Raw genomic sequence first — 26,998 nt, 5'->3', positions numbered from 1 at the left:
GTCAGTACAGATCCACCGGATCGACATCCAGCGACCAGCGCACCGCCCGACCGCTTGGCATCTGCTCCAGTACCAGCAGCCAGCTCGCCAGCAATCGGTGCAACGGCGCCCGGGCCGTGGCCTGTAACAGCAGCTGCGCGCGGAAGCGTCCGGCCCGGCGTTCCATCGGCGCCGGCACCGGTCCAAGCAGTTCGATGCCGGTCAGGTTCTGTTCGGCCAGCAAACGCTCGGCCTCGCTGCACGCTTCATCAAGAAAACCTTCGGCCTGCCCCGGCTTGTGCGCTTCGGCGCGCAACAGCGCCAGGTGCGCGAACGGCGGTAGGCCGGCGGCGCGGCGTTCGCTCAGGGCCTGTTCGGCGAAGGCGAAGTAACCCTGCTCGGTCAGTTGCACCAATAAAGGATGGTCGGCCAGATGCGTCTGGATGATCACTTTGCCCGGTTCCTCCGCACGCCCGGCGCGCCCGGCAACCTGCACGATCAGTTGCGCCATACGCTCGCTGGCGCGGAAGTCGCCGGAGAACAGCCCACCGTCGGCATCGAGGATCGACACCAGCGTCACCCGAGGGAAATGGTGCCCCTTGGCCAACATCTGGGTGCCGACCAGAATGCACGGCTGACCTTTCTGGATCGTGGCGAACAACTGGTTCATCGCGTCCTTGCGCGACGTGCTGTCCCGGTCGACGCGCAACACCGGATAGTCCGGGAACAGAATCGCCAGCCTTTCCTCGGCCCGCTCGGTGCCGGCGCCCACGGGGCGCAGATCGACCTTGTTGCACTTCGGGCATTGGCGCGGCACGCGCTCCACGTAACCGCAGTGGTGGCAGCGCAATTCGCCGTAGCGCTGGTGCACGGTCATCCGCGCATCGCAGCGCTGGCATTCGGACATCCAGCCGCAATCGTGGCACAGCAGAGTAGGGGCAAAACCCCGACGGTTGAGGAACACCAATACCTGCTGGCCGGCGGCGAGGGTCTGGCCGATGGCTTGCTGCATCGGCCCGGAAATGCCGCTGTCCAGTGGACGACTTTTCACATCCAGGCGCAGGAAGCGTGGCTGCTTGGCGCCACCGGCCCGCTCGTTCAGTCGCAGGAGTCCGTAACGACCGGTGTAGGCGTTGTGCAGGCTTTCCAGGGATGGCGTCGCCGAGCCGAGCACGATCGGGATGTTTTCCTGCCGCGCCCGCACCAGCGCCAGATCCCGCGCGTGGTAGCGCAGGCCTTCCTGCTGTTTATAAGAGCCGTCGTGTTCTTCGTCGATGATTATCAGCCCCGGATTCTTCATCGGGGTGAACAGCGCCGAGCGGGTGCCGATAATAATGTCGGCCTCGCCATCGCGGGCGGCGAGCCAGGCATCCAGACGATCACGATCGTTGACCGCCGAGTGCAGCAGGGCGATGCGGGCGTTGAAGCGTTGTTCGAACCGCGCGAGGGTCTGCGGGCCGAGGTTGATCTCCGGGATCAGCACCAGCGCCTGCTTGCCGGCCTCGAGGGTTTCGCGGATCAGCTGCAAATAGACTTCGGTCTTGCCGCTGCCAGTGACCCCGGCCAGCAGGAACGCGTGATAACTGTCGAACCCGGCGCGAATCGCTTCATAGGCGGCGCGCTGTTCGCTGTTGAGCGGCAGTTCCGGCTGGGCCAGCCAGTGTTCATGGCGTGCGCCGGGGGCGTGGCGGCGCACTTCGACCTGCACCAGATCCTTGGCCAGCAGCAGATCAAGGCTGTCCTTGCTCAGCATCAGTTTGCTCAGCAACTGATGGGCCACGCCGTGAGGGTGCTGGGCCAAAGTCGCCAGGGCTTCACGCTGGCGCGGGGCGCGGGCGATGCGTGGGTCATCGAGGCTGGCGCCGGGAGCGGCGGACCAGAAGCGTTCCTGCCGAACTTCGGCCAGTTCGCCCTGGCGCAACAGCACCGGCAGCGCCCAGCTCAACGTGTCGCCGAGGCTGTGCTGATAATACTGAGACGTCCACAGGCACAGCTTGAACAGCGCTGGCGGCAGTGGTGCGGTGACGTCGAGCAGCGCCAGTGCCGGTTTGAGCTTCTCCACTGGCACTTCGCTGGTGTCAGCGACCTCCACCAGAATCCCGATCATCTCCCGTCGGCCGAACGGCACCCGCAGGCGCATGCCCGGTTGCAACTGCGAACGCAGCACGCCGGCCGGGGCCCGATAGTCGAACAGGCGGCGCAGGGGCGAAGGCAGGGCGAGGCGCAGAATGGCGTCGGGCACGCGGAGGATTCTCATAGGCGGGGCGGTGGAGAAGGGCGCGAGCCTAGCAGACGGTCGGTCTCAGTGACAGCTTGCGTGATTGGCATTGTCTGGTAGAATCCGCGGCCTAATTACGTGCGGTATTCAACAATCGTGTTGGATGGCGGCACGCCAGCTGAGGAAAACACCATGAAAGCCGATATCCACCCGAATTACCCAGAAGTTGCAGTAACTTGCAGCTGCGGCAACAAGTTCGAAACCCGTTCGACCTTCGGCAAAGCCCTGGCGATCGACGTTTGCAACGAGTGCCACCCGTTCTACACCGGTAAGCAGAAGACTCTGGACACCGGTGGTCGCGTTCAGAAGTTCGCCGACCGTTTCGGTGCTTTCGGCGCGAAAAAGGCCTAAGGCCCTTCATTCTGGAAAACCTCAGCGGCTTTTCCGGTCTGATGAAAAAGGCGTCCCTTGCGGGCGCCTTTTTTGTGTCCGCGATTTGGCTCTCCGCCGCCCAGGCCTTCTGCCCCGTGCCGGCCAGGCTGGACAGCGCCACGGTGCAGCGGGTGGTCGACGGCGACACCCTGCGCCTGAGCGACGGGCGCAATGTGCGGATGATCGGCCTCAATACGCCCGAACTCGGCAAGCAGGGTCGTAGCGACGAGCCGTTTGCGGTAGCGGCGCGCAAGCGCCTGGAAGCCCTGGTCGCCGAGAGCGACGGGAGGGTTAGTCTGCGACTGGGCGCCGAGTCCAAGGACCGTTACGGCCGAACCCTGGCCCATGTGTTCAGCGCCAAGGGTGAGAACATCGAAGCGCAGATGCTCGCCGATGGCCTCGGTTTTCAGGTCGCGGTGGCGCCGAATGTCGATCTGGTCGATTGCCAGCAAGCGGCCGAACACCGCGCGCGACAGGCCGGGCTCGGCCTGTGGAAGCGCTCACCTGTACTGAAAGCGGAGCAGATCGAGCGCTCGGGTTTCGCGCTGGTCAGCGGTCGTGTGAGCAAGGTTCAACGCAATCGCGGCGGAATCTGGATCGAGTTGCAGGACAAGCTTGTACTGCGCGTTGCACCCAATCTGCTGGATCGCTTCGATGGCGCTGCTCTGCAGGCGTTGAAGGGCAAGCAGATCGAGGCCCGTGGCTGGGTGGTCGACCGTTCCCGGCGCGGTGGACTGAAATCAGGTCAGGCGCGCTGGCTGTTGCCGCTGACCGATCCTTTGATGCTCCAGCCGTCCCGTTGAATAAAAAGTTGTAGACATTTTTTCTGTCGATTGTGAACAGTCTAACCCTTGTGCGCCGTGGCTCTTGGCCCAAAGTCTTAGGGCAGGGCGCTTGACAGGGGTGACCGGGCAGTCTTGTGGGGACTTTGCGAGGCGCGTATCCTCGCTGACCAGTCTGTCCAACAGTAAAAAGCGGAATGCCAAAATGTCTGATCTGAAAACTGCCGCTCTCGAATATCATGCCAATCCTCGTCCAGGAAAGCTGAGTGTCGAGCTCACCAAGGCCACTGCTACCGCCCGCGACCTGTCGCTGGCCTACAGCCCCGGCGTAGCTGAACCAGTGCGCGAGATCGCCCGCGATCCTGAACTGGCCTACAAGTACACCGGCAAGGGCAACCTGGTTGCAGTCATTTCCGATGGCACCGCGATTCTGGGCCTGGGTAACCTCGGCCCACTGGCTTCCAAGCCAGTCATGGAAGGTAAAGGCGTGCTGTTCAAGCGCTTCGCCGGCATCGACGTCTTCGACATCGAAGTCGACTCCGAGAGCCCGCAAGCCTTCATCGACACCGTAAAACGCATTTCCATCACCTTCGGTGGCATCAACCTGGAAGACATCAAGGCACCTGAGTGCTTTGAGATCGAACGCGCTCTGATCGAGCAGTGCGACATTCCGGTCTTCCACGATGACCAGCACGGCACCGCAATCGTGACCGCTGCGGGCATGATCAACGCCCTGGAAATCGCTGGCAAAACCTTGGCCGACGCCAAGATCGTCTGCCTGGGCGCTGGCGCCGCCGCCATCTCCTGCATGAAACTGCTGGTGAGCATGGGCGCCAAGGTCGAAAACATCTTCATGGTTGACCGTACCGGCGTGATCCACGCTGGCCGTGACGACCTGAACCAGTACAAGGCTGTGTTCGCTCACCCTACCGAGAAGCGCACCCTGGACGACGCCATCGAAGGCGCTGACGTATTCGTCGGCCTGTCGGGTCCAAACCTGCTGAGCGCCGAGCAACTCAAGCGCATGGCGGCCAACCCGATCGTCTTCGCCTGCTCCAACCCGGATCCGGAAATCTCCCCGGAACTGGCTCATGCCACCCGTAACGACGTGATCATGGCCACCGGCCGTTCGGACTACCCGAACCAGGTCAACAACGTACTGGGCTTCCCGTTCATCTTCCGTGGTGCCCTGGACGTTCGCGCCAAGCGCATCAACGAAGAAATGAAGATCGCTGCCGCCAACGCCCTGCGCGAACTGGCCAAGCTGCCGGTCCCGCAGGAAGTCTGCGACGCCTACGGCGGTATCTCCCTGGAATTCGGCCGTGAGTACATCATTCCGAAGCCAATGGACAAACGCCTGATCACCGTGATCTCCGACGCCGTGGCCAAGGCCGCGATCGAGACTGGTGTGGCGACCCTGCCGTATCCGAAGAACTACCCGCTGAAAAGCGTGGATGACGTGTTCAACGGCTAAGTCGTTGTAGCGCTTCAAGCGAAAGCCCTGACTCGTGAGAGTCGGGGCTTTTTTATGCCTGTTGATTTTGGGGTGATCTTAAGGGCCTCTTCGCGAGCTTGCTCGCGAAGAGGCCGGCCCAGACAACACAAAAATGAACAGGTAATAAAAAGCCCCGCACTTCAATCGAAGGCGGGGCTTTTTAGCGATTCAGGATCAGGATCAGAACAAATCGATCGGCGCCTGTTCATCCGCCGGCAGCGGGCTACCCGGCACGGCACCATTGCCGATCTCGTTGACCGACGGCGGCGTGTCCTCAGCCTTGAACAGCTCGAAGTACGCACCCGGCGTGCTCGGCGATGCCGCACGACCGCTGACCGGATCCACCCGCAGGCTGAGGATGCCTTCCGGCTCCGGCTGGACATGCGGCGGCTTGTCCTTGAGCGCGGCGGCCATGTAGTTCATCCAGATCGGCAGTGCCACGGTGCCGCCGAATTCCCGGCGACCGAGGCTTTCCGGCTGGTCGAAACCGGTCCACACGGTGGTCACGTAGTCGGCGTTATAGCCAGAGAACCACGCATCCTTGGATTCGTTGGTGGTACCGGTCTTGCCGGCGATGTCGCTGCGGCCCAGAGCCAGTGCGCGACGGCCGGTGCCGAGCTTGATCACGTCCTGCAGCATGCTGTTGAGGATGTAGGTGGTACGGCCATCGACGATGCGCTCGGCGACGGCTGGTGCTTGGGGCACGGCAGCGTTGCCCGGCGCTTCACCTGGAACCGGCGCTGCATTGACCGTGAACGCCTGGGTGGCGGGTGCGGCAATGCCGTCGGTAGCTGCGGCGCCCTGAGGTACGGTCGGCGGGTTGGCGACGAACAGCGTATCGCCGTTGCGGCTTTCGATCTTGTCGATGATGTACGGGGTGATCTTGTAGCCGCCGTTGGCAAAGGTGCTCCAGCCAGTGGCGATTTCCATTGGCGTCAGGGTCGCGGTGCCCAGCGCCAGCGACAGGTTTGGCGGCAGGTCCTGCTTGTTGAAGCCGAAGCGGGTGATGTAGTCGATGGTCTTGCCTACGCCCATCGCCTGCAACAGGCGGATCGACACCAGGTTGCGCGACTTGTACAGCGCCTCACGCAGGCGGATCGGGCCGAGGAAAGTGTTGGTGTCGTTCTTCGGACGCCAGACCTTGTCCAGGTACTCGTCGACGAACACGATCGGTGCGTCGTTGACCAGGCTGGCGGCGGTGTAGCCGTTATCCAGCGCGGCGCTGTAGACGAACGGCTTGAAGCTCGAGCCCGGCTGACGCTTGGCCTGCATCGCGCGGTTGTAGTTGCTCTGCTCGAAGGCGAAACCACCGACCAGCGAACGGATCGCGCCGTTCTGCGGATCCAGTGACACCAGCGCGCCTTGCGCCTGCGGAATCTGGCTGAACTTCAGCGAATTGTTCGGCTGGCGCTGCACGCGAATCAGGTCGCCGATCTGTGCCACATCCGACGGCTGACGCGGCGCGGCGCCCATGCTGTTGGTGTTGAGGAACGGTCGCGCCCATTTCATGGTGTCCCACGCCACATGCTCTTCGCCGGTGCGGGTCAGCACTTGCAGGCCGGTCTTGTCGACCTGGGTGACGATGGCCGGCTCGAGGCTGCTGATGGTGCGTTGCTTGGTCAGTTCGGTGGCCCAGGCTTCACGGGTCTTGCCCGGCAGGCGTGATTCAGGGCCACGGTAGCCGTGACGCTGGTCGTAGGTCATCAGGCCTTCATGCAGCGCGGTGTTGGCCATTTCCTGGAGGTTGCTCGGCACCGTGGTGGTAACGCGGAAACCTTCGGTATAGGCGTCGCTGCCGTAGCGACCGACCATTTCCGCACGGGCCATCTCGGCGATGTACGGCGCGTTCACTTCCGGGGTCGGCACGTGATAGCTGGCATTCAGCGGCTCGTTGATCGCGGCGGTGTAGTCGGCTTCGGTGATCTTGCCGAGCTTGTACATGCGGCCAAGGATCCAGTCACGACGCTCCTTGCTGCGCGCCGGGTTGGCCAGCGGGTTGAAGCGCGACGGGGCTTTCGGCAGGCCGGCGATCATCGCCATCTGCGCCAGGCTGACTTCGCGGATCGACTTGCCGTAATACACCTGTGCCGCCGCCTCGATGCCGTAGGCGCGGTTGCCCAGATAGATCTTGTTCACGTACAGCTCAAGGATCTCGTCCTTGGTCAGTTGGCGTTCGATCTGCAGGGCGAGAAGGATTTCAGTGGTCTTGCGCGAGAAGCTGCGCTCGCTGGTCAGGAAGAAGTTCTTCGCCACCTGCATGGTGATGGTGCTGCCGCCGGACTGGATGTGCCCGCTCTTGACCAGTTGGGTCGCGGCACGCATCAGGCTGCTCGGATCAACGCCGTAGTGGTTGGCGAAGTTGTCGTCTTCAGCACTTAGTAACGCATTGATGAAATTGGGGGGAATGTCGGCGAAACGGATCGGTGTGCGGCGCATTTCGCCAAATTCTGCGATCAACTTGTTGTCGCTGCTGTAGACCCGGAGCGGAATCTGCAACTGAATGCTTCTCAGCGCCTCCACAGATGGCAAACCCGGACTAAGGTAAAGAAACGCGCCGCTGAGACCTAAAAGCAGTCCGCAGAAAACGGCGACGATGGACCAACCGAAAAATTTCAGCAGACGAATCAAGGCTTTTGGACATCCACGGCAAAGAATGAATTGGGCGACAGGGTCCCGGCTAACACACAGAACGACCCGCGCCGGCAGTAAAAAGCGGAAAAAAACGCTGGGCATTATAAGCACTTTTCCGCTGGGGGCGTCATTTGCGCTTCTGTCAAGACGGGGCGAGGGAACGCAATGCGCATTACAGAGTCCGTAACTCACGGAAAGTCATAGGGAATTGGTAGTGCTAGGACTCTTCAATAAAAAGGCCAATACGTTACTGGGGATCGACATCAGCTCCACATCGGTCAAGCTGCTGGAGCTGAGCCGTCAGGGTGAGCGCTACCGGGTTGAGGCGTACGCGGTGGAGCCGTTGCCGGCGAACGCCGTGGTCGAAAAGAACATCGCCGAGCTCGAGGGCGTTGGCCAGGCTCTGTCCCGGGTGCTGGTCAAGGCGCGCACCGGGCTGAAAACCGTGGCGGTGGCGGTGGCTGGATCTGCGGTGATCACCAAGGTCATCGAGATGGACGCCGGGCTGTCCGACGACGAGCTGGAAAACCAGCTCAAGATCGAAGCCGATCAATACATTCCCTATCCGCTGGACGAGGTCGCCATCGACTTCGAAGTCCAGGGCGTTTCGCCGCGCAACCCCGAACGGGTCAACGTGCTGCTGGCCGCCTGTCGCAAGGAAAACGTCGAAGTCCGCGAAGCGGCGCTCGCTCTCGCCGGGCTGACCGCGCGGGTGGTGGATGTAGAGGCGTATGCGCTGGAGCGCTCGTTCGGCCTGCTGGCCACGCAACTGGCCGCGTCCCAGGATCGGTTGACGGTGGCGGTGGTCGACATTGGCGCCACCATGACCACCCTGAGCGTCCTGCACAACGGCCGGATCATCTATACCCGCGAACAGCTGTTCGGCGGTCGACAACTGACCGAGGAAATCCAGCGCCGTTACGGCCTGACCCTTGAGCAGGCGGGGCTCGCCAAGAAGCAGGGCGGCCTGCCGGACGACTACGTCAGTGAGGTGCTGCAGCCATTTCGCGAGGCGCTGGTACAGCAGGTGTCGCGCTCCCTGCAGTTCTTTTTCGCCTCCGGCCAGTACAACGCTGTCGATCACATTCTGCTGGCCGGCGGCACGGCGTCAGTGCCCGGCCTTGACCGGCTGATCGAAGAGCGCCTGCACACCCCGACCCAGGTTGCCAACCCGTTTTCCGACATGGCCTTGAGCAGCAAGGTCAACGCCGGGGCCCTGGCGAGCGATGCGCCGGCCCTGATGATTGCCTGCGGGCTCGCGCTCAGGAGTTTCGACTGATGGCGCGGATCAACCTTTTACCCTGGCGCGAGGAGCGTCGCGAAGAACGGCGCAAACGCTTCCTGCTGGCCTTGACCGGTGTGGTGGTCGGTTCGGTGGGGGCGGTGCTCATTGCCGACCAGATCATCAGCGCCGCCATCGCGCGGCAGGTCGCGCGCAATGACTACATCGGCAAGCAGATCGCCGTGGTCGACGAGCGGATCAAACAGATCAGCGAGCTCAAGGCTCATCGCCAGCAACTGGTGGAGCGCATGCGCATCATCCAGGACTTGCAGGGCAACCGGCAGATCAGCGGACGGATCTTCGATCAGCTGGCGCGCACCTTGCCTGACGGGGTGTATTTCACCGACGTGAAAATGGTCGGCAAGACCCTGTCGATCAGCGGCGCGGCGGAGTCGAACAATCGGGTGTCCGACCTGATGCGCAATCTTGATGCCTCGGACTGGTTCGATGCGCCCAACCTCAATGAAGTGAAAGCCACCACAGCCGGACAAGTGGATCAGGCCAACGTCTTTCAGCTGACCGTTCGCCAGACTCGTCCCCGGCTCGAGGAGGACGACCAATGAAGCCGTCCGAGTGGCTGGACAGCCTGCGCAATGTCGATTTCAACGACCTCGACACCAGCAACATCGGCTCCTGGCCGCCAGTGGTCAAAGGTCTGGCCGGCGGGCTGTTGATGGTGCTGGTCCTGGCGCTTGGCTATAACTTTTTCATCAGTGATCTGGAGAGCCAGCTCGAGCTCAAGCGTGAGGAGGAGGTCACCCTCAAGGAGCAATTCGCGAGCAAGGCACACATGGCGGCCAATCTCGAGCTGTACACCCAACAGATGAAGGAGATGGAAAACTCGTTCGGCGTGCTGTTGCGACAACTGCCCAGTGACACCGAGGTGCCAGGGTTGCTGGAAGACATCACCCGTACCGGGTTGGGTAGCGGTCTTGAATTCGAAGAGATCAAACTGCTGCCGGAGGTCACCCAGCAGTTCTACATCGAGCTGCCCATCCAGATCACCGTGACCGGGGCCTATCACGACCTTGCCACCTTCGTCAGCGGCGTGGCCGGGCTGCCACGGATCGTCACCCTGCACGATTTCGAGCTGGCGCCGGCCAATCCCGAAGGCGGGCCGAAGTTGCGCATGAGCATTCTCGCCAAGACCTACCGCTACAACGACAAGGGGCTGCAGAAATGAGCCCGATCCGTTTTATCGCCTTGTCGGCATTGTTATTGGTGCTCGGTGGCTGTGGCGGCGATGACTTCAGCGACCTCGACGCCTACATGAATGAAGTGCGCCTGCGTCCACCGGGCAAGATCGAGCCGACTCCGACCTTCCGCTCCTACCCGACGTTCACCTACAGCGCCGCCAATCTGCGCAGTCCGTTTTCGCGCCAGTTGCGGGTCGATCTGGCCGGGCAGAAACACGGTTCGCGCGACGTGAAACCCGATCCCAACCGGGTCAAGCAATACCTCGAAGGTTTCAACATCGAGCAGTTTGAAATGGTCGGCACGATTGCCAACGCCTCCGGTTCCTTCGCCCTGCTGCGAGGCGCGGGCGGGGTTCATCGGCTCAAGGTCGGCGACTATCTGGGGCGCAACGACGGGCGCATCGTCGCCATCAGCGCTTCACAGGTCGATGTGGTGGAAATCGTTCCGGATGGCCAGGGCGCCTGGCTTGAGCGGCCGCGCACCATTCCTTTGAAAGAGCATTCATAAGTGGAAGTCGAACAATGAACAGGATTTTCTCCACCCTCGGTTTCTCGCTATGGATAGCGCTGCTTTCGCCGATGGTACAGGCAGCCAATCTGAAGGCGCTGGACGTCGCGGCACTGCCGGGCGACCGGGTCGAGTTGAAGCTGTCGTTCGACGGCCCGCCTCCGCAGCCCAAAGGCTACACCACCGATTCGCCGGCGCGGATCGCCCTCGATCTGCCGGGTGTCGCCAGTCAGCTGGCGAGCAAGACCCGTGACCTGGGCAGTGGCAATGCCCGCACGGCCACGGTGGTCGAGGCCAATAACCGGACGCGGCTGATCATCAGCCTGACGCAACTGGCGCCGTACGACACCCGGGTCGAAGGCAATACGGTGTTTGTGGTGGTCGGGCAGGGCAGCAAAGCCGCTGCCCCGCGTACGGCGGCTCGTGCACCGCGTGCGGCACCTGCGGCAGCGCCGGTCCGCACGTATACGCCGACCGCCAGGGCCATTCGCGGCGTGGATTTCCAGCGTGGCACGGCGGGTGAGGGCAATGTGGTCATCGACTTGTCCGACCCGGCTATCGCTCCGGACATCCAGGAACACGACGGCAAGATCATCCTCAACTTCACGCGTACCCAATTGCCCGAACCGCTGCGGGTGCGCCTCGACGTCAAGGATTTCGCCACCCCGGTGCAGTTCGTCAATGCCGGTGTCAGCGGTGATCGGGCGACGATCACCGTCGAACCCAGCGGTACGTTCGACTATTCCACCTACCAGACCGACAACAAGCTGACCGTCAGTATCCGGCCGTTGACCGTCGATGACCTGCAAAAGCGCAACGCCGACCGCAACAGCTATAACGGCGAAAAGCTCTCTCTCAACTTCCAGGACATCGATGTGCGTTCGGTGCTGCAACTGATCGCCGACTTCACCAACCTCAATCTGGTAGCCAGCGATACGGTACAGGGCGGGATCACCTTGCGCCTGCAAAACGTGCCGTGGGATCAGGCGCTGGATCTGGTGCTCAAGACCAAGGGGCTGGACAAGCGCAAGGTCGGCAATGTGTTGCTGGTGGCGCCGGCGGATGAAATCGCCGCCCGCGAACGGCAGGAACTGGAATCGCAAAAACAGATCGCCGAGCTGGCACCGCTGCGCCGCGAGCTGCTGCAAGTGAACTACGCCAAGGCTGCGGACATCGCCAAGCTGTTCCAGTCGGTCACCAGTGCCGAGGCCAAGGTCGACGAACGGGGTTCGATCACCGTCGATGAGCGGACCAACAACATCATTGCCTATCAGACCCAGGATCGGCTCGATGAACTGCGGCGGATCGTGGCGCAGCTGGATATTCCGGTGCGTCAGGTGATGATCGAGGCGCGGATCGTCGAGGCCAACGTCGACTACGACAAGAGCCTGGGCGTGCGCTGGGGCGGCTCGATCCAGAACAAGGGCAACTGGAACACGTCCGGGGTCAGCAACGGTTCCTCGACCACCATCGGCACGCCGGGCAGCACCAGCACCAACTCGCCGTTCGTCGACATGGGCACGGTCAACAACACCTCCGGGATCGGCATCGCGTTCATCACCGACAACGTCTTGCTCGACCTTGAGCTGACCGCGATGGAGAAGACCGGCAATGGCGAAATCGTCTCGCAGCCCAAGGTGGTCACGTCCGACAAGGAAACCGCGAAGATCCTCAAGGGCACCGAGATTCCGTATCAGGAAGCCAGCTCCAGCGGTGCTACGTCGGTGTCCTTCAAGGAGGCGTCGCTGTCGCTGGAAGTGACGCCGCAGATCACCCCGGACAACCGCATCATCATGGAGGTCAAGGTCACCAAGGACGAACCGGACTACCTGAACAAAGTGCAGGATGTACCGCCGATCAAGAAGAACGAGGTCAATGCCAAGGTGCTGGTGAACGACGGCGAGACCATCGTGATCGGGGGCGTTTTCTCAAATACTCAAAGCAAGGTCGTAGATAAGGTGCCATTTCTTGGCGATGTGCCGTATCTTGGCCGCCTTTTCCGGCGTGATGTGGTTTCGGAGAAAAAATCCGAGCTGCTGGTATTTCTCACTCCGCGTATCATGAATAACCAGGCGATTGCTGTGAGTCGTTGATTCTGTGCGAAATTTGATTCTTGTAGGACCGATGGGGGCTGGAAAAAGCACCATCGGCCGATTACTGGCCAAAGAGCTGCGCCTGCCGTTCAAGGATTCCGACAAGGAAATTGAACTGCGTACGGGCGCCAATATCCCGTGGATCTTCGACAAGGAAGGCGAGCCCGGCTTTCGTGACCGTGAGCAAGCGATGATCGCCGAGCTGTGCGCGTTCGACGGCGTGGTGCTGGCGACCGGCGGCGGCGCGGTGATGCGCGATGCCAACCGCAAGGCCCTGCACGAGGGCGGGCGGGTGGTGTATCTGCACGCCTCCGTCGAGCAGCAGGTCGGACGCACCTCTCGCGACCGCAACCGGCCGTTGCTGCGCACCGCCAATCCGGAGAAAACTCTGCGCGACCTGCTGGCGATCCGTGATCCGCTCTATCGGGAAATTGCCGATCTGGTGGTGGAAACCGACGAGCGGCCACCGCGCATGGTCGTGCTCGATATTCTCGACCGCCTGGCGCAGCTTCCGCCCCGTTAAAGCATCGCTCGAAATGCGCTATCCTCGGCGTCCTGTTACAGCCCGCCGAGGTTGTGGCGGATGGCGAGCGAGCGGCGTCATACCCGCTATAGGCCGCAGACAACCAATAATTCAGGGCAGGACGCCTGCTTCCATCTTCACTGTGGGGACACATGCAGACACTCAAGGTCGACCTAGGCGAGCGCAGCTACCCGATTCACATTGGCGAGGGACTGCTGGACCAGCCAGGGCTGCTGGCCCCGCATATCCATGGGCGGCAAGTGGCAATCATCTCCAACGAGACCGTTGCGCCGCTCTATCTCGAGCGTCTGACCCGCAGCCTGGCGCAGTTCTCGGTGGTTTCCGTGGTGCTGCCCGACGGCGAAGCCTTCAAGAACTGGGAAACCCTGCAACTGATCTTCGACGGCCTGCTGACCGCCCGTCATGATCGCCGCACCACAGTGATCGCCCTCGGTGGCGGTGTGATCGGCGACATGGCCGGTTTCGCGGCCGCCTGCTACCAGCGCGGCGTCGATTTCATCCAGATTCCTACCACGCTGCTGTCCCAGGTCGATTCGTCGGTGGGCGGCAAGACCGGGATCAACCATCCGCTGGGCAAGAACATGGTCGGCGCGTTCTATCAGCCGAACGTGGTGCTGATCGATACCGCGTCCCTGAAAACCCTGCCAGCGCGTGAGCTGTCGGCCGGCCTGGCGGAAGTCATCAAGTACGGTCTGATCTGCGATGAACCGTTCCTGACCTGGCTTGAAGACAACGTCGACGCCCTGCGTGCGCTGGATCAAACGGCCCTGACCTATGCCATCGAGCGCTCCTGTGCCGCCAAGGCGGCGGTGGTCGGCGCTGACGAGAAGGAAACCGGCGTGCGCGCCACGCTCAATCTCGGTCACACCTTTGGTCACGCCATCGAAACCCACATGGGCTATGGTGTCTGGTTGCATGGTGAAGCGGTCGCCGCTGGCACCGTGATGGCGCTGGAAATGTCCGCGCGCCTGGGCTGGATCAGCGAGCAGGAGCGTGATCGCGGCATCCGCCTGTTCCAGCGTGCCGGTCTGCCGGTGATCCCGCCGGAAGAGATGACCGAAGCCGATTTTCTTGAACACATGGCAATTGACAAAAAAGTGATCGACGGTCGCTTGCGCCTGGTGCTGCTGCGCCGGATGGGCGAAGCGGTGGTGACCGACGATTATCCGAAAGAGGTTCTACAGGCCACGCTGGGAGCGGATTACCGCGCTCTGGCTCAGCTTAAAGGTTAATAAGATTCCGATGACTAGTTTGCATGCCGACGAGGCGTTCCTCGGCCATTTCCAGTTAAGTCACGACCCTTTCGCGCCGCGGGTGCCGGGCTTCAAATTCTTCCCGGCCCAGCGCAAGCCGGTGCTGGGTCAGCTGCATCATCTGGCGCGTTACAGCCAGTTGCTGCTGGTGGTCACCGGCCCGCAGGGTAGCGGCAAGACCCTGCTGCGTCAGGCGCTGGTGGCCAGCACCAACAAGCAATCGGTGCAGAGCGTCGTCGTTTCCGCCCGTGGCGCAGGCGATGCAGCCGGTGTGCTGCGTCAGATTGCCCAGGCGCTGGATGTGGCCCAGGCCGAAGTCGGGGCGATCCTCGATCAGGTCGTGCAGCTCGCGCTGACCGGTCAGGAAGTCTATCTGCTGGTGGATGATGCCGAGCAGCTCGACGAGTCCGCGCTTGAAGCACTGATGGCGCTGGGCGCCGGCGCGCCGGAAGGTCGCCCGCATGTGTTCCTGTTCGGCGAGTCGTCACTGATCGCGCAGCTCGAGGCTTTGCACCTTGAGGAAGAGCGCTTTCACGTCATCGAACTGCAGCCGTACACCGAAGAAGAAACCCGCGAGTATCTTGACCAGCGGCTCGAAGGCGCCGGCCGCGGTGTCGAACTTTTCACCGCGGATCAGATCTCTGATATTCACGAAAGCTCAGAGGGTTGGCCGGGCAACATCAACCAGGTCGCTCGCGATGCTCTGATCGAAGTCATGATTGCCAGCCGCTCTGCGGTCAAGCGTCCAAGTATGGGGTTCAACATGCCGAAGAAACACGTATTGGCGATCTCCGCCGTCGTTGTGGTCGCGGTCGCTGCCGCCTGGCTGATGCCGGGTCGCAACAAGGCACCGACCACCGGTGCGCCGGCCAACGAGCAGGCGCAACTGCCCTTGGGCCAGGGTGCGCCGCAAGCGGGTGGCGCACCGTCCGTCGAATTCAACGGCAATACCCAGCCGATGCCGCTGCCATTGGTCGGCAACTCGCAGCCGGTAATGCGCGGTCCGCTGGCTGAAGCCGCTGGGGGCATCACTGAAGGCGACGACGGCGTGCCGGTCGAAGGTTCCAGCAACACGCCACCGACCGTGACCACCACCGCGCCACCTGCGGGCGTTCAGGCCGGCCCTGCGCCGACACCGGTTCCGGTTCCAGTCCCGGCGGCCAAGCCGACCCCGGCGCCGACCCAGGTCGCGACCGCCAAGCCTGCTCCGGCCGCTCCAGTGGCCAAACCGGCTCCGGCACCTGCCAAGCCTGTTGCCGCCGCGAAACCTGCCGAGAAGCCGGTCACCGTCGCCAAGGCTGCCGGTGGCAGCTGGTACGCCGGTCAGCCGACCAGCAACTACGTGGTGCAGATCCTCGGTACCAGCTCCGAAGCGACCGCGCAAAACTTCGTCAAGGAGCAGGGCGGCGAGTACCGTTATTTCAAGAAAGTCCTCAACGGCAAGCCTCTCTACGTGATCACCTACGGCAACTTCGCCAATCGTGATGCAGCCGTTTCTGCCATCAAGGCCTTGCCAGCGAAGGTTCAGGCTGGTAAACCTTGGCCTCGCACTGTCGCCAGCGTCCAACAGGAACTGGCAACAACTCGCTGAAGATTCGGCGGCCTTACCCAGGCCGCCTCTCCAAGCACCTCAAAATCTCTACAAGTGCGCGCCGTCTTCTCTACAGACCGCGTGCCTTGTGGTGTCTGCGTCACAGTAGTCTTTGAGTCGTTGCGGTCAAAATTAAAAAAGTTTTGACTAGCACAGCAGATCGCTTTAAACCTTTCACAAATGCGACATGAATTTGCGACATTTCGTCGTCAAATTTGTGAGCCTCTGTGTCGCTGTGTACAATGACCACCCTTTTGCCCCCGCAAAGCCGGCGTACGTTCGGCGCGGCAAGCAAGTGGTTGAATTGAAAAGAAATTTGCCTCGGTAAGAGGCAGCCTGGTGAGAAAGTGTCTATGAAAGCAGGTCTGTACCAACCAGATGAATTCAAGGATAACTGCGGTTTCGGCCTGATAGCCCATATGCAGGGCGAGCCCAGTCATACCCTTTTGCAAACGGCCATTGAGGCCCTGACCTGCATGACCCACCGCGGTGGGATTAATGCCGACGGCAAGACCGGTGACGGTTGCGGTCTGCTGATTCAAAAGCCCGACGCGTTCCTGCGTGCCATTGCCCAGGAAACCTTCAGCGTCGAGCTGCCCAAGCAATATGCCGTGGGCATGGTCTTCTTCAATCAGGATCCGGCCAAGGCCGAAGCCGCTCGCGAGAACATGAACCGCGAGATCCTGGCCGAAGGCCTGCAACTGATCGGCTGGCGCAAAGTACCAATCGACACCAGCGTCCTCGGCCGCCTGGCCCTTGAGCGCCTGCCGCAGATCGAGCAGGTGTACATCGGCGGCGAAGGCCTGAGCGATCAGGACATGGCGGTCAAGCTGTTCAGCGCCCGTCGTCGTTCGTCCGTGGCCAACGCCGCCGACACCGACCACTACATCTGCAGCTTTTCCCACAAGACCATCATCTATAAAGGCCTGATGATGCCGGCCGACCTGGCCGCGTTCTATCCGGACCTGGGTGACCAACGCCTGCAAACCGCGATCTGCGTGTTCCACCAGCGCTTCTCCACCAACACCCTGCCGAAATGGCCGCTGGCTCAGCCATTCCGCTTCCTTGCCCACAACGGCGAGATCAACACCATCACCGGCAACCGCAACTGGGCGCAGGCCCGTCGGACCAAGTTCACCAACGATCTGATGGATCTGGAAGAACTCGGCCCGCTGGTCAACCGTGTCGGTTCCGACTCATCGAGCATGGACAACATGCTCGAACTGATGGTGACGGGCGGCATCGACCTGTTCCGTGGCGTGCGGATGATCATTCCGCCAGCGTGGCAGAACGTCGAAACCATGGACCCGGATCTGCGTGCGTTCTACGAGTACAACTCGATGCACATGGAGCCGTGGGACGGCCCGGCCGGCGTGGTCATGACCGACGGCCGCTACGCGGTGTGCCTGCTCGACCGTAACGGTCTGCGCCCGGCACGCTGGGTCACCACCAAGAACGGTTTCATCACCCTCGCGTCGGAAATCGGCGTCTGGAACTACCAGCCTGAAGACGTGCTCGCCAAGGGCCGTGTCGGCCCGGGCCAGATCTTCGCCGTGGACACCGAAACCGGGCAGATCCTCGACACCGACGCAATCGACAACCGTCTCAAATCCCGTCATCCGTACAAGCAATGGCTGCGCAAGAATGCCCTGCGCATCCAGGCGACCATGGAAGACAACGATCACGGTTCGGCTTTCTACGACGTCGATCAGCTCAAGCAGTACATGAAGATGTATCAGGTCACGTTCGAAGAGCGCGATCAGGTACTGCGTCCGCTTGGCGAACAAGGCTACGAAGCCGTCGGCTCGATGGGCGACGACACGCCGATGGCCGTGCTGTCCCAGCGCGTGCGCACGCCGTACGACTATTTCCGCCAGCAGTTCGCGCAGGTGACCAACCCGCCGATCGACCCGCTGCGTGAAGCGATCGTGATGTCGCTGGAGATCTGCCTCGGTGCCGAGCGCAACATCTTCCAGGAGTCGCCGGAACACGCCTCGCGCGTGATCCTCAGCTCGCCGGTCATTTCCCCGGCCAAGTGGCGCTCGCTGATGAATCTAGACCGCCCGGGTTTCGAGCGGCAGATCATCGACCTCAATTACGACGAAAGCGTCGGCCTCGAAGCGGCGATCCGCAACGTCGCCGATCAGGCTGAAGAAGCCGTGCGTGCCGGTCGTACCCAGATCGTCCTGAGCGACCGCCATATCGCTCCGGGCAAACTGCCGATCCACGCCTCGCTGGCCACCGGCGCGGTGCACCACCGCCTGACCGAAAAAGGCCTGCGCTGCGACTCCAACATCCTGGTGGAAACCGCCACTGCACGCGATCCGCACCATTTCGCGGTGCTGATCGGTTTCGGCGCCTCGGCGGTCTATCCGTTCCTGGCGTACGAAGTGCTGGGTGACCTGATCCGTACCGGTGAAGTGCTGGGCGACCTCTACGAGGTGTTCAAGAACTACCGCAAAGGCATCACCAAAGGTCTGTTGAAGATCCTGTCGAAGATGGGCATCTCGACCATCGCGTCGTATCGCGGTGCTCAGTTGTTCGAAGCGATCGGCCTGTCCGAGGAAGTTTGCGAGCTGAGCTTCCGTGGCGTGCCGAGCCGTATCAAAGGGGCGCGTTTCGTCGACATCGAAGCCGAGCAGAAAGCACTGGCCACCGAAGCCTGGAGTCCGCGCAAGCCGATCCAGCAGGGCGGTCTGCTGAAGTTCGTCCACGGTGGCGAATATCACGCGTACAACCCGGATGTGGTCAACACCCTGCAAGCCGCCGTGCAGCAGGGCGACTACGCCAAATTCAAGGAATACACCTCGCTGGTGGACAACCGTCCGGTGTCGATGATCCGCGACCTGTTCAAGGTCAAGACTCTCGACACGCCGCTGGACATCAGTGAAGTGGAACCGCTGGAATCGGTGCTCAAGCGCTTCGACTCCGCCGGTATCTCGCTGGGCGCCCTGTCGCCGGAAGCTCACGAAGCCCTGGCCGAAGCCATGAACCGCCTCGGTGCGCGTTCCAACTCCGGCGAAGGCGGCGAAGACCCGGCGCGCTACGGCACTATCAAGAGCTCGAAAATCAAGCAGGTCGCGACCGGCCGTTTCGGGGTGACCCCGGAATACCTGGTCAACGCCGAAGTGTTGCAGATCAAGGTCGCACAGGGCGCCAAGCCGGGCGAGGGCGGGCAACTGCCGGGCGGTAAAGTGAACGGGCTGATCGCCAAACTGCGTTACGCAGTGCCAGGCGTGACCCTGATTTCGCCACCGCCGCACCACGACATCTATTCGATCGAAGACTTGTCGCAGCTGATCTTTGACCTGAAACAGGTCAACCCGAAGGCGCTGGTCTCGGTGAAACTCGTGGCTGAAGCAGGCGTCGGCACCATCGCCGCCGGTGTGGCCAAGGCCTATGCCGACTTGATCACCATCTCCGGCTACGACGGTGGCACCGGTGCTTCGCCGCTGACCTCGATCAAATACGCTGGCGCTCCGTGGGAACTCGGCCTGGCCGAAACCCACCAGACCCTGCGCGGCAACGACCTGCGCGGCAAGGTTCGGGTACAGACCGATGGCGGCCTGAAAACCGGCCTCGACGTGATCAAGGCTGCGATCCTCGGCGCCGAAAGCTTCGGCTTCGGTACCGCGCCAATGATCGCGCTGGGCTGCAAATACCTGCGTATCTGCCACCTGAACAACTGCGCCACCGGCGTCGCGACCCAGAACGAGAAGCTGCGCAAGGATCACTACATCGGCACCGTCGACATGGTGGTGAACTTCTTCACCTACGTCGCCGAAGAAACCCGTGAGTGGCTGGCCAAGCTCGGCGTGCGCTCCCTCGAAGAGCTGATCGGCCGTACCGATCTGCTGGAAGTCCTCGAAGGCCAGACCGCCAAGCAGCATCACCTGGATCTGACTCCGCTGCTGGGCAGCGATCACATCCCGGCGGACAAGCCTCAGTTCTGCGGCGTCGAGCGCAACCCGCCCTTCGACCAGGGCCTGCTGGCCGAGAAAATGGTCGAGATGGCGACGTCGGCGATCAACGACCTCAGCGGCGCCGAGTTCGATCTGGATATCTGTAACTGCGACCGTTCGATCGGCGCACGGATCTCCGGCGAAATCGCGCGCAAGCACGGCAACCAGGGCATGGCGAAAGCGCCGATCACCTTCCGCTTCAAGGGCACTGCAGGTCAGAGCTTCGGCGTGTGGAACGCCGGCGGTCTGAACATGTACCTGGAAGGCGACGCCAACGACTACGTCGGCAAAGGCATGACCGGTGGCAAGCTGACCATCGTTCCGCCGAAGGGCAGCGTTTATAAGACTCAGGAAAGCGCCATCATCGGCAACACCTGCCTGTACGGCGCCACGGGCGGCAAGCTGTTCGCCGCCGGCACCGCAGGCGAGCGTTTTGCCGTGCGCAACTCCGGTGCCCACACGGTCGTGGAAGGCACTGGCGATCACTGCTGTGAGTACATGACCGGTGGTTTTGTCTGCGTTCTGGGCAAGACCGGTTACAACTTCGGCTCTGGCATGACCGGCGGTTTCGCCTACGTGCTCGACCAGGACAACACCTTCGTTGACCGGGTCAACCACGAACTGGTGGAAATCCAGCGGATCAGCGGCGAGGCGATGGAAGCCTACCGCAGCCACCTGCAGAACGTGCTGAACGAGTACGTCGCGGAAACCGACAGCGAGTGGGGTCGTGAGCTCGCCGAGAACCTCGATGACTACCTGCGTCGTTTCTGGCTGGTCAAGCCGAAGGCTGCCAACCTGAAGTCGTTGCTTTCCAGCACCCGTGCCAACCCGCAGTGATATGCGCCTGAAGAGTTTGATGAGGTTTTAACAATGGCTGAACGTCTGAATAACGACTTCCAGTTCATCGATGTCGGGCGCAAGGATCCGAAGAAGAAACTGTTGCGTCAACGCAAGAAAGAGTTCGTGGAAATCTACGAACCGTTCAAACCCCAGCAGTCGGCCGACCAGGCTCACCGCTGTCTGGGTTGCGGCAACCCGTATTGCGAATGGAAGTGCCCGGTGCACAACTTCATTCCGAACTGGCTGAAGCTGGTGGCCGAGGGCAACATCCTCCAGGCCGCCGAGCTGTCGCACCAGACCAACACCCTGCCGGAAGTCTGCGGCCGGGTGTGCCCGCAGGATCGTCTGTGCGAGGGTGCGTGCACCCTCAACGACGGCTTCGGCGCGGTGACCATCGGTTCGGTCGAGAAGTACATCACCGACACCGCGTTCGCCATGGGCTGGCGCCCGGACATGTCCAAGGTCAAACCGACCGGCAAGCGTGTCGCGATCATCGGCGCGGGCCCGGCGGGCCTCGGTTGTGCCGACGTGCTGGTGCGCGGCGGCGTGACCCCGGTGGTGTTCGACAAGAACCCGGAAATCGGTGGTCTGCTGACCTTCGGCATCCCCGAGTTCAAGCTCGAGAAGACCGTGCTGAGCAATCGCCGCGAAGTCTTCACCGGCATGGGCATCGAATTCCGCCTCAACACCGAGGTCGGCAAGGACGTGACCATGGAGCAACTGCTCGCCGAATACGATGCCGTGTTCATGGGCATGGGCACCTACACCTACATGAAGGGCGGTTTTGCCGGTGAGGATCTGCCGGGCGTTTATGACGCGCTGGATTTCCTGATCGCCAACGTCAACCGCAACCTGGGCTTTGAAAAGTCGCCGGAAGATTTCGTCGACATGAAGGGCAAGAAGGTCGTGGTGCTGGGTGGCGGCGACACGGCGATGGACTGCAACCGCACGTCGATCCGCCAGGGCGCCAAATCGGTGACCTGCGCCTATCGTCGTGACGAAGCGAACATGCCCGGCTCGCGCAAAGAGGTGAAGAACGCCAAGGAAGAGGGCGTGAAATTCCTCTACAACCGCCAGCCGATCGCCATCGTCGGCGAGGACAAGGTCGAAGGCGTGAAGGTGGTCGAGACCCGTCTCGGCGAACCGGATGCCCGTGGCCGTCGCAGCCCCGAGCCGATCCCGGGCTCCGAAGAGATCATCCCGGCCGACGCCGTGGTCATCGCGTTCGGTTTCCGCCCGAGCCCGGCGCCGTGGTTCGAGCAGTTCGAGATCCAGACCGACAGCCAGGGCCGCGTCGTTGCGCCCGAGCAAGGTCAGTACAAGCACCAGACCAGCAACCCGAAAATCTTCGCCGGTGGCGACATGGTGCGCGGTTCCGACCTGGTGGTGACGGCGATCTTCGAAGGCCGCAATGCGGCTGAAGGGATCCTGGACTACCTGGGCGTCTAAACCTTCCTCTGATCGTTCCCACGCTCTGCGTGGGAATGCCTCCCGGGACGCTCTGCGTCCCAAAAGGCGTGACGCGGAGCGTCACTGGCGGCGTTACCACGCGGAGCGTGGGAACGATCTTCTGTGAAAAAAACGCGACAAATTGACCCGATAGACAAAAGGCTGACCTGCATCCGTGCCTTTTGCGTCGCGCTCTGAGAAAATGCCCGCACTTTTTTTCCGGATGCCGACATGACTGCCCTGAAGAACGACCGTTTCCTCCGCGCCCTGCTCAAGCAACCCGTAGACGTCACCCCAGTGTGGATGATGCGCCAGGCCGGCCGCTACCTGCCGGAATACCGCGCCAGCCGCGCCCAGGCCGGTGATTTCATGAGCCTGTGCATGAATCCGGAATTCGCCTGCGAAGTCACGCTGCAACCGCTGGACCGCTATCCGCAACTGGACGCGGCGATCCTGTTCTCCGACATCCTCACCATTCCCGATGCCATGGGCCAGGGCCTGTACTTCGAGACCGGTGAAGGTCCGCGCTTCAAGAAAGTCGTCAGCACCCTGGCCGACATCGAAGCCCTGCCGATCCCGGATCCGCACAAAGACCTCGGTTACGTGATGGACGCCGTCAGCACCATCCGCCGCGAACTGAATGGCCGTGTACCGCTGATCGGTTTCTCCGGCAGCCCTTGGACTCTCGCCACGTACATGGTCGAAGGCGGTTCGTCGAAAGACTTCCGCAAGACCAAGGCGATGCTCTACGACAACCCACAAGCCATGCACCTGCTGCTGGACAAACTGGCGCAGTCGGTGACTTCGTACCTGAACGGCCAGATCCAGGCCGGTGCGCAAGCGGTGCAGATCTTCGATACCTGGGGCGGCAACCTGTCGGCGGCGGCATATCAGGAATTCTCACTGGCCTACATGAAGAAAATCGTCAGCGGCCTGATCCGCGAGCACGACGGTCGCAAGGTGCCGGTGATCCTGTTCACCAAGAACGGCGGCCTGTGGCTGGAAAGCATCGCCGAGGCTGGTGCCGACGCACTGGGCCTGGACTGGACCTGCGACATTGGCAACGCCCGCGCTCGCGTTGGCGACAAGGTGGCACTGCAAGGCAACATGGACCCGACCGTGCTCTACGCCAAGCCGGAAGCGATCCGCACCGAAGTCGGGCGCATCCTCGCCAGCTACGGCAAAGGCAGCGGCCACGTGTTCAACCTCGGCCACGGCATCACGCCGGAAGTCGATCCGGAACACGCTGGCGCGTTCCTGCGCGCGGTGCACGAGTTGTCGGCGCAGTATCACGAGTGATCGGCGCTCAGCTCTGATGGTAGAAAAAAACGCCCGGCTTATGCCGGGCGTTTTTTGTGGGCGTGAATCAAGCTTTGACGCCACCCAGCGGCGGCAGCTTCGCCAGTTTCAACGCCACCAGCAGCGCCACCAGCAACAGCGCGCCGATGAACAGGCCAATCCCGTTCCACCCGGCCATGTGCCAGAACACCCCGCCCGCTGTCCCGGCGATGCTCGACCCGGCGTAATAGCTGAACAGGTACAACGACGACGCCTGGCCCTTGGCCTTGAGCGCCCGGCGGCCGATCCAGCTGCTGGCCACCGAGTGGGCGCCGAAGAAGCCAAAGGTGAAGATCAGCATGCCAATGATCACCAGCGGCAGCGGTGTGAACATGGTCAGGGCGAGGCCGGCGAACATCAGGGCGATGGTGGCCCACAGCACTTTGCGGCGTCCCAGTTTGTCGGCCAGCGAACCGATTTTCGCCGAGCTGTAGATGCCCGACAGGTACACCACCGACAGCAGTCCCACGAACACTTGATCCATGTGATACGGCTCGGCCAGCAGGCGGTAACCGATGTAGTTGAACAGGGTGACGAACGCACCCATCAGCACGAACGCCTCAAGGAACAGCAGCGGCAGGCCGGCATCGCGAAAATGCATGGTGAAGCCGTCGAGCAGGCTGCGCGGATGCAGCGAGCTGGAGCGGAAGTTGCGCGATTCCGGCAGGATTTTCCAGAACACCGCCGCCGCAATCAGCGCCAGGCCGCCGATCACCATCATCGCTGTGTGCCAGCTGACGAAGTCGATCAGTACGCCGGTGATCAACCGCCCGCTCATGCCGCCAATCGCGTTGCCGCCGATGTACAAACCCATCGCCAGCCCGATGTGCTGCGGATGGATTTCCTCGCTCAGATACGTCATCGCCACCGCCGCCAGGCCACTCAATGACAGCCCGGTCAGCGCGCGCATGATCAAGACGCCGTGCCAGCTCGGCATCATCGAACTGGCGATGGTGCATAGCGCAGCAGCAAACAGCGCGGCGACCATCACCGGTTTGCGCCCGACCCGATCGGAAATCGGGCCGGTGATCAGCAGACCGAACGCCAGCATGCCGGTGGCCACCGACAGGATCAGGCTGCTCTGCGCAGCGTTGATCGAATACTCGTGGGACAGCAGCGGCATCATCGGCTGCACGCAGTACAGCAGGGCGAAGGTGGCGAAGCCTCCGCTGAACAGCGCGAGCACCGTGCGCATGAACGCGGGCGTGCCTTTCTCGATGTAGATCTCTTGCAGTTCGGTCATCACATCGTCCGCCGCAGCGGGCGGGACTTCATGGGCCAGTGGAGCGACGGCGGTTTTCACATCAGACCTCGGAGGGCGCGGGCAGACAGGCAATGAAAAAATCATATAGCTGGCTAATGTTTCTATCCAATATATTGTTCGACCTGTTTGATAGCTTTAACGACCTAATGGGGTGCCCATGGAATTACGTCATCTGCGCTACTTCATCGCCGTCGCCGAAGAACTGCACTTCGGCCGCGCCGCACAGGTGCTGGGCATCTCCCAGCCACCGCTGAGCCAGCAGATCCAGGCGCTGGAACAGGAAGTCGGCGCGCGACTGTTCGAGCGGACCAATCGTCGGGTCGAGCTCAGCGAGGCCGGGCGACTGTTTCTGGAGGAAGCGCGGCTGGTGCTCGCGCAAGTCGATAAAGCGGCCGACGTGGCTCGCCGCGCGCAACTTGGTGAGTTGGGTGAGCTGAAGATCGGCTTTACCTCATCGGCGCCGTTCAACTCGACCATTCCCCAGGCGATATTTTCCTTCCGTCAGCGTTTCCCGGCTGTGCACCTGAATCTGCGTGAGATGAGCAGCACCATGGTGGCCGACGCGTTGGTGGACGAATCGATCGAAGTCGGCATCATGCGCCCGCTGGGTTTGCCGGATTCGCTCAGCGTGGTCGAACTGATGCGCGAGCCCTTGGTGGCGGTGCTCAGCTCCAAACATCCGCTGGCGCAGGGCTCTGAAGAAGGGCTGTTCCTCTCGGCGCTGGCCCTGGAGCCGTTCGTGTTTTTCCCGCGCAGTTACGGCAGTGGTCTGTATTCACAGTTGATCAGCCTGGCCCGCGACGCGGGATTCAGTCCGCACTTTGCCCAGGAGGCCGGCGAAGCAATGACCATCATCGGTCTGGTGGCAGCCGGCCTGGGCGTGTCAGTCATGCCGGCGTCGTATCAGCGGATGCGCATCGACGGCGTGGTCTATCGACCGCTGCTCGATCCCGAGGCCGTGACGGCGGTGTGGCTGGTGCAGCGCAAGGACCAGAAATCGCCGATGGCCAAGGCGTTTGTCGAACTGCTCACGCGCAAGGTCGAAGCCGGTTGATCAGGGCAGCCGCACCAGATCACCCTTCAACGCCACCCGCGTGACAAAGATGCCGGCCCGACATTCGTAAGTGTTCAGATCCTTGCGCACATGCTGGTCGTAGTAGCTGACGATGTTGGTCACCGCATTCGCCCCGACACGCTTGGCCTCGGCCTGCAGCGCAATCAGATTCGACTGCAACACCCACTCGCACGAGTCGTGATCGCTCTTGTTGAAGCCGTTGGTCTTCAAGTCGCTGACCACCCCGCGTTGTAACAACCGCTGAGTGCCCTGAGGTCCGTTGCCGACCAGATAAAACTTCACACTGCCATCCAGCCGCCCGGCGCGCATTGCATCCGACACGACGGTTTCGAACGGCATGTACATCAGATTGGTGGCGTGGCTGGCACTGGGGAGCAGGCTGAAAAGGGCGGCAGCGATCAGGGCTTTCGCTTGCATGGTCATCTCCTTGATGTAACGCGCAGCAAATCATGGGTATGACGAGTGTAGACGCCATATATCGCGCACTGTCAGGCGAGGTAAATCCCGAGTTTGGAACGATCCTCAAAGTCATGAAAGCGCTGGGGCTGAAGTTGCATGCCAGCACATGATCTGAATTGAAAAGGGCGCCGAAAGGCGCCCTTTGTCGTTTCCGGCCGTTACTGAACCGTCGCCAGATCGCCCTTCAACGCTACGCCCGCCATGATGGCGCCCGCGTGGCATTCGTAGGTTTTCGCATCCTTGCGCTCGTTGCTCTTGTAGAAGCTGACGATGTTGGTCACGGCGTTGGCGCCAGCGTTTTTTGCGGCCTGGTGCAGGCTGATGATCGCCGATTGCACGACCCACTCGCAGGCTTCCTGGTCGGACTTGTTGAAGGCGTTGGTCTTCTTGTTGGTCACGGCGCCGGGGCTGACGACAGTGACCTTGCCAGCCGGGGCGTTGCCCGCCAGATAGAACTTCACGCTGCCGTCGATCTTGCCGGTGCGGGTCGCTTCGGCGACGGCCTTGTCGAACGGCAGGTAGACCGCCGTGTCACGGGCCTGGCTGACGGCCGGCATGGCGCAGATGAGCAGGGTGGCAGCGAGTTTCTTGAAGTGCATGGAGGTCT

Annotated in this window: 20 protein-coding genes and 1 pseudogene; 16 read left to right on the top strand and 5 right to left on the bottom strand. The window is 62.0% G+C overall.

Translation table 11 applies throughout. The features are described from left to right. Position 1: 1 nt before the first annotated feature. Positions 2-2,221 (bottom strand): primosomal protein N', encoded by a 2,220-nt coding sequence (locus QRN46_RS22235; protein ID WP_285357247.1) that lies wholly within the window; start codon positions 2,219-2,221, stop codon positions 2-4. A 168-nt stretch (positions 2,222-2,389) separates the two neighbouring features. Here QRN46_RS22235 and rpmE point away from each other — a divergent pair, with 168 nt between their 5' ends. The 3 genes from rpmE (at position 2,390) to QRN46_RS22220 (ending at position 4,885) form a co-directional block, all read left to right on the top strand. Beyond that, positions 2,390-2,608: a 50S ribosomal protein L31 gene (gene rpmE, locus QRN46_RS22230; protein ID WP_007952398.1), complete on the top strand. Its 219-nt coding sequence runs from the start codon at positions 2,390-2,392 to the stop codon at positions 2,606-2,608. A gap of 41 nt (positions 2,609-2,649) precedes the next feature. After that, a complete protein-coding gene (locus tag QRN46_RS22225) occupies positions 2,650-3,432 on the top strand; it encodes a thermonuclease family protein (protein WP_285357245.1) in 783 nt (260 codons plus the stop codon). A 184-nt stretch (positions 3,433-3,616) separates the two neighbouring features. Beyond that, complete coding sequence (locus QRN46_RS22220) at positions 3,617-4,885, top strand: malic enzyme-like NAD(P)-binding protein (RefSeq protein WP_007952395.1); 1,269 nt, start codon at positions 3,617-3,619, stop codon at positions 4,883-4,885. Between the two features lie 201 nt (positions 4,886-5,086). On the opposite strand, the gene QRN46_RS22215 is transcribed toward QRN46_RS22220, so the two are convergent. Continuing rightward, positions 5,087-7,534 (bottom strand): penicillin-binding protein 1A, encoded by a 2,448-nt coding sequence (locus QRN46_RS22215; protein ID WP_201817091.1) that lies wholly within the window; start codon positions 7,532-7,534, stop codon positions 5,087-5,089. Between the two features lie 217 nt (positions 7,535-7,751). On the opposite strand from QRN46_RS22215, the gene QRN46_RS22210 reads away from it, so the two are divergent. The 11 genes from QRN46_RS22210 to hemE all read left to right on the top strand — a co-directional run bounded on the left by QRN46_RS22210 (position 7,752) and on the right by hemE (position 23,554). Further along, positions 7,752-8,816, top strand: coding sequence for a pilus assembly protein PilM (locus QRN46_RS22210; RefSeq protein ID WP_011332076.1), 1,065 nt, complete (start codon positions 7,752-7,754; stop codon positions 8,814-8,816). Further along, on the top strand, positions 8,816-9,382 hold the full coding sequence (locus QRN46_RS22205; protein WP_011332077.1) for a PilN domain-containing protein: 567 nt from the start codon (positions 8,816-8,818) through the stop codon (positions 9,380-9,382). Before QRN46_RS22210 ends, QRN46_RS22205 begins: the two co-directional genes overlap by 1 nt. Further along, on the top strand, positions 9,379-10,002 hold the full coding sequence (gene pilO / locus QRN46_RS22200; protein ID WP_011332078.1) for a type 4a pilus biogenesis protein PilO: 624 nt from the start codon (positions 9,379-9,381) through the stop codon (positions 10,000-10,002). The genes QRN46_RS22205 and pilO overlap by 4 nt, the downstream gene beginning before the upstream one ends. Further along, on the top strand, positions 9,999-10,523 hold the full coding sequence (locus QRN46_RS22195) for a pilus assembly protein PilP (protein WP_197869308.1): 525 nt from the start codon (positions 9,999-10,001) through the stop codon (positions 10,521-10,523). The genes pilO and QRN46_RS22195 overlap by 4 nt, the downstream gene beginning before the upstream one ends. A gap of 14 nt (positions 10,524-10,537) precedes the next feature. Continuing rightward, the gene (locus tag QRN46_RS22190; protein WP_201817092.1) at positions 10,538-12,616 is read left to right on the top strand and encodes a type IV pilus secretin PilQ; all 2,079 of its coding nucleotides are present in this window, start codon (positions 10,538-10,540) and stop codon (positions 12,614-12,616) included. A 4-nt stretch (positions 12,617-12,620) separates the two neighbouring features. Next, the gene (gene aroK / locus QRN46_RS22185; protein ID WP_011332081.1) at positions 12,621-13,139 is read left to right on the top strand and encodes a shikimate kinase AroK; all 519 of its coding nucleotides are present in this window, start codon (positions 12,621-12,623) and stop codon (positions 13,137-13,139) included. Positions 13,140-13,291: 152 nt separating this feature from the next. Continuing rightward, positions 13,292-14,392, top strand: coding sequence for a 3-dehydroquinate synthase (aroB, locus tag QRN46_RS22180; RefSeq protein ID WP_201817093.1), 1,101 nt, complete (start codon positions 13,292-13,294; stop codon positions 14,390-14,392). A gap of 10 nt (positions 14,393-14,402) precedes the next feature. Beyond that, positions 14,403-16,004 (top strand): AAA family ATPase, encoded by a 1,602-nt coding sequence (locus QRN46_RS22175; protein ID WP_011332083.1) that lies wholly within the window; start codon positions 14,403-14,405, stop codon positions 16,002-16,004. A gap of 353 nt (positions 16,005-16,357) precedes the next feature. Next, positions 16,358-20,803 (top strand): glutamate synthase large subunit, encoded by a 4,446-nt coding sequence (gene gltB, locus QRN46_RS22170; RefSeq protein ID WP_201817100.1) that lies wholly within the window; start codon positions 16,358-16,360, stop codon positions 20,801-20,803. A gap of 33 nt (positions 20,804-20,836) precedes the next feature. Continuing rightward, positions 20,837-22,255, top strand: coding sequence for a glutamate synthase small subunit GltD family protein (locus tag QRN46_RS22165; RefSeq protein WP_007909438.1), 1,419 nt, complete (start codon positions 20,837-20,839; stop codon positions 22,253-22,255). A gap of 231 nt (positions 22,256-22,486) precedes the next feature. Then, positions 22,487-23,554, top strand: a complete 1,068-nt coding sequence (gene hemE / locus QRN46_RS22160; RefSeq protein WP_007968321.1) for a uroporphyrinogen decarboxylase — start codon at positions 22,487-22,489, stop codon at positions 23,552-23,554. 67 nt (positions 23,555-23,621) lie between these two features. Here the strand turns inward: hemE and QRN46_RS22155 are convergent, their stop codons facing one another. Next, a complete protein-coding gene (locus tag QRN46_RS22155) occupies positions 23,622-24,836 on the bottom strand; it encodes an MFS transporter (RefSeq protein ID WP_285357585.1) in 1,215 nt (404 codons plus the stop codon). Between the two features lie 178 nt (positions 24,837-25,014). Between QRN46_RS22155 and QRN46_RS22150 the strand changes: the two genes are divergently transcribed. Next, positions 25,015-25,911, top strand: a complete 897-nt coding sequence (locus tag QRN46_RS22150; RefSeq protein WP_039766450.1) for a LysR family transcriptional regulator — start codon at positions 25,015-25,017, stop codon at positions 25,909-25,911. Here the strand turns inward: QRN46_RS22150 and QRN46_RS22145 are convergent, their stop codons facing one another. Further along, complete coding sequence (locus QRN46_RS22145) at positions 25,912-26,349, bottom strand: hypothetical protein (RefSeq protein WP_011332087.1); 438 nt, start codon at positions 26,347-26,349, stop codon at positions 25,912-25,914. It abuts the gene before it with no gap. Positions 26,350-26,393: 44 nt separating this feature from the next. On the opposite strand from QRN46_RS22145, the pseudogene QRN46_RS22140 reads away from it, so the two are divergent. Continuing rightward, a pseudogene (locus QRN46_RS22140) lies at positions 26,394-26,501 on the top strand (helix-turn-helix domain-containing protein); the annotation flags it as partial. Positions 26,502-26,549: 48 nt separating this feature from the next. Here QRN46_RS22140 and QRN46_RS22135 read toward each other — a convergent pair. Continuing rightward, positions 26,550-26,990, bottom strand: a complete 441-nt coding sequence (locus tag QRN46_RS22135) for an excinuclease (RefSeq protein ID WP_201817104.1) — start codon at positions 26,988-26,990, stop codon at positions 26,550-26,552. Positions 26,991-26,998: the final 8 nt, after the last annotated feature.

Source organism: Pseudomonas sp. lyk4-R2A-10 (genome assembly GCF_030209075.1).
Classification (GTDB): Bacteria; Pseudomonadota; Gammaproteobacteria; order Pseudomonadales; family Pseudomonadaceae; genus Aquipseudomonas; species Aquipseudomonas glycinae.
The sequence above is the reverse complement of the archived record's forward strand: the minus strand, read 5'-3'. Positions and strand labels throughout refer to the sequence as shown.